The 3366-nt window shown below is 70.3% G+C and carries 3 protein-coding genes; all 3 read left to right on the forward strand.

Annotation, left to right across the window (positions count from 1 at the left end):
- Positions 1 to 668 (forward strand): DUF3459 domain-containing protein (locus VLJ82_RS14680; RefSeq protein WP_408664107.1); only part of this gene is annotated, 668 nt, incomplete at its 5' end.
- A 194-nt stretch (positions 669 to 862) separates the two neighbouring features.
- A complete protein-coding gene (treS, locus tag VLJ82_RS14685) occupies positions 863 to 2614 on the forward strand; it encodes a maltose alpha-D-glucosyltransferase (RefSeq protein ID WP_408664108.1) in 1752 nt (583 codons plus the stop codon).
- Positions 2611 to 3366 (forward strand): maltokinase N-terminal cap-like domain-containing protein (locus VLJ82_RS14690; RefSeq protein WP_408664109.1); only part of this gene is annotated, 756 nt, incomplete at its 3' end. The genes treS and VLJ82_RS14690, both read left to right, overlap by 4 nt.

Raw genomic sequence — 3366 nt, forward strand, 5'->3', positions numbered from 1 at the left:
GGCCGGTGGACCGCGAGCACACCCCGGGCTGGCGGTTCGTGGTGTTCCTGCAGGACCACGACCAGGTCGGCAACCGGGCGGCCGGTGACCGGCTGCCCGAGATCACCAGCCCCGGCCGGCTCGAGATCGGTGCGGTGCTGCTGTTCAGCTCGCCATTCACTCCGATGCTGTGGATGGGCGAGGAGTGGGCGGCCAGCACCCGGTGGCCGTTCTTCACCTCGCACCCGCAGCCGGAACTGGCCGCGGCGGTCAGCCAGGGCCGGGTGGCCGAGTTCGCCGACCACGGCTGGGACGTCTCGGCGATGGTCGACCCGCAGGACGAGGCCGCCTACCGCAACGCCGTGCTGGACTGGTCCGAGCCCCAGACCGGCAGCCACGCCGAGATGCTCGAGCTGTACCGCCGGCTGATCCGGCTCCGCCGGGACGAGCCGAGCCTGGCCGACCCGAAGCTGGCCGCCGTGACGGTGGACTTCGACGCCGAGCGGAACTGGCTGGTGGTGCACCGCGGCGAGCTGCGGGTGGCGGTCAACCTGGCCGGCGGGCAGCAGGACGTGCCGGTGGCGGGCGCGGCCGAGATCGTGCTGGCCACCGACACTGCGAGCCTGGCCGGGGACTCCTCGGCCGTCCGGCTGGCGCGAGAGTCGGCAGCCATCGTCCGGGTCCGGTGACGGGGTGCGGCTACCGGCCCCGCGACCGGGAGCCGGCCGGGTGGCCACGCTGTGAGCGTTTACACCACGTGGCAGACTCGGGCTGGAGGAGACGCCGTCCAGCAGCGACGGCCCATCGGCCCGACAGCAGCGCAGACCAGACAGTGTGAGGAGCGCCGGCAGTGGAAATCGATCTGAGTCATCCCGTATCCGACGTGCCTGATCCGGAATGGTTCAAGCGCGCGGTGTTCTACGAGGTCCTGGTGCGCGGCTTCGCCGACTCCAACGGTGACGGCACCGGCGACCTCAAGGGGCTGACCAGCAAGCTCGACTACCTGCAGTGGCTCGGCGTGGACTGCCTCTGGCTGCCGCCGTTCTACCCCTCGCCGCTGCGCGACGGCGGCTACGACGTGTCCAACTACACCGACGTGCTGCCCGAGTTCGGCACCATCGACGACTTCCAGGAGTTCCTCGACGCCGCCCACGACCGCGGCATCCGGGTGATCGTCGACTTCGTCATGAACCACACCTCCGACCAGCACCCGTGGTTCCAGGCCAGCCGCAACGACCCGGACGGCCCGTACGGCGACTTCTACGTCTGGGCCGACGACGACACCCGCTACCCGGACGCCCGGATCATCTTCGTCGACACCGAGCCGTCCAACTGGACCTTCGACCCGGTGCGCAAGCAGTACTTCTGGCACCGGTTCTTCTCCCACCAGCCCGACCTCAACTTCGACAACCCGGCCGTGGTGGACGCCATCATGGACGCGCTGCGGTTCTGGCTGGACATGGGCATCGACGGCTTCCGGCTGGACGCGGTGCCCTACCTGTTCGTCCGGGACGGCACCAACGGCGAGAACCTGCCCGAGACCCACCAGGTGCTCAAGCGGGTCCGCAAGGAGGTCGACGCCAACTACCCGGACCGGGTGCTGCTGTGCGAGGCCAACCAGTGGCCCGACGACGTGGTGGAGTACTTCGGCGACTTCTCCGTCGGCGGCGACGAGTGCCACATGGCCTTCCACTTCCCGGTGATGCCCCGGATCTTCATGGCGGTCCGGCGGGAGAGCCGGTACCCGATCTCGGAGATCCTGGCCCAGACCCCGCCGATCCCGGACAAGTGCCAGTGGGGCATCTTCCTGCGCAACCACGACGAGCTGACCCTGGAGATGGTCACCGACGAGGAGCGCGACTACATGTGGGCCGAGTACGCCCAGGACCCGCGGATGAAGGCCAACCTCGGCATCCGCCGCCGGCTGGCGCCGCTGCTGGACAACGACCTGAACCGGATCGAGCTGTTCACCGCGCTGCTGCTGTCGCTGCCGGGCTCGCCGGTGCTGTACTACGGCGACGAGATCGGCATGGGCGACAACATCTGGCTCGGTGACCGCGACGGGGTGCGTACCCCGATGCAGTGGACGCCCGACCGCAACGCCGGCTTCTCCAGCTGCGACCCGGGCCGGCTGTACCTGCCGGTCAACCTGGACTCCATCTACGGCTACCAGGTCACCAACGTCGAGTCCCAGACCCGCAACACCTCCTCGCTGCTGCACTGGACCCGGCGGATGATCGGGCTGCGCAAGGCCAATCCGGCTTTCGGGATGGGCACCTTCACCGACCTGGGCGGCTCCAACCCGTGCGTGCTGTCCTTCGTCCGGGAGTTCGGCGACGACGTGGTGCTGTGCGTGAACAACCTGTCCCGGTTCCCGCAGGCAGTCCAGCTGGACCTGCGTCCCTGGCAGGGCGCCGAGCCGATCGAGATGACCGGCGGCAGCCACTTCCCGGCGATCGGCGAGCTGCCCTACCTGCTCACGGTGGCCGGGCACGGCTTCTACTGGCTGCGCATCCCGGTCCACCAGCTGCCCGGCGGCACCGGGTTGCCGGCCGCCGGGGCGCTGTCGACCGACTGGGCGGAGGGCGGCTCGCAGCCGGGAGCCGGCACCGAGGGACGAGGGGGCCTGCGATGAAGGTGGAAGCCACCGAGGTGAGCCGGGTGCTGCGCGACTGGCTGGGCCACCAGCGCTGGTACGCGGGCAAGTCGCGCACCGGCACCGTGCAGGCGAGGCTGCTGGCCACCCTGGCCGAGCGACCGCAGCTGGTGCAGATCTGGCTGGCCGACGTCAGCTACGCCGAGGGCGTCGAGCACTACCAGGTGCCGCTGGTGATGCGCACCGAACCGGTCGAGCAGCTGAGCCACGCCCTGGTCGGCTCGGTGCCCGACGCCGACGGCGGCCCACCCATCGAGCTCTACGACGCCCTGCACGACAAGGAGGTCACCGGCCTGTGGCTGCAGGCGATCGCCGAGCAGAGCACGGTGGACGGGGTGAGCTTCGTGCGGGTGGTGGCGGCCGACGAGATCCCGCTGCGGGCGACCAGCCTGGCGCTGTCCGGCGAGCAGTCCAACACCTCGCTGGTGTTCGACGACACCGCCATCCTCAAGGTGTTCCGGCGGCTGGAGGCCGGCCTCAACCCCGACATCGAGGTGCACGCCGCGCTCGGCAAGCTGGGCGGCCGGCACGTCGCCAAGCTGATGGGCCATGTGAGCGCCGAGCTCGACTCCGACGTCTGGAGCCTGGCGATGCTGCAGGAGTTCATGACGACCGCCTCGGACGGCTGGCAGCTGGCCACCACCAGCGTGCGGGACCTGATGGCCGAGGCCGACCTGCACGCCGACGAGGCCGGCGGCGACTTCGCGGGCGAGGCGCACCGGCTCGGGGTC

Source organism: Jatrophihabitans sp. (assembly GCF_035474675.1).
In the GTDB taxonomy this organism is placed as follows: Bacteria; Actinomycetota; Actinomycetes; order Mycobacteriales; family Jatrophihabitantaceae; genus Jatrophihabitans_A.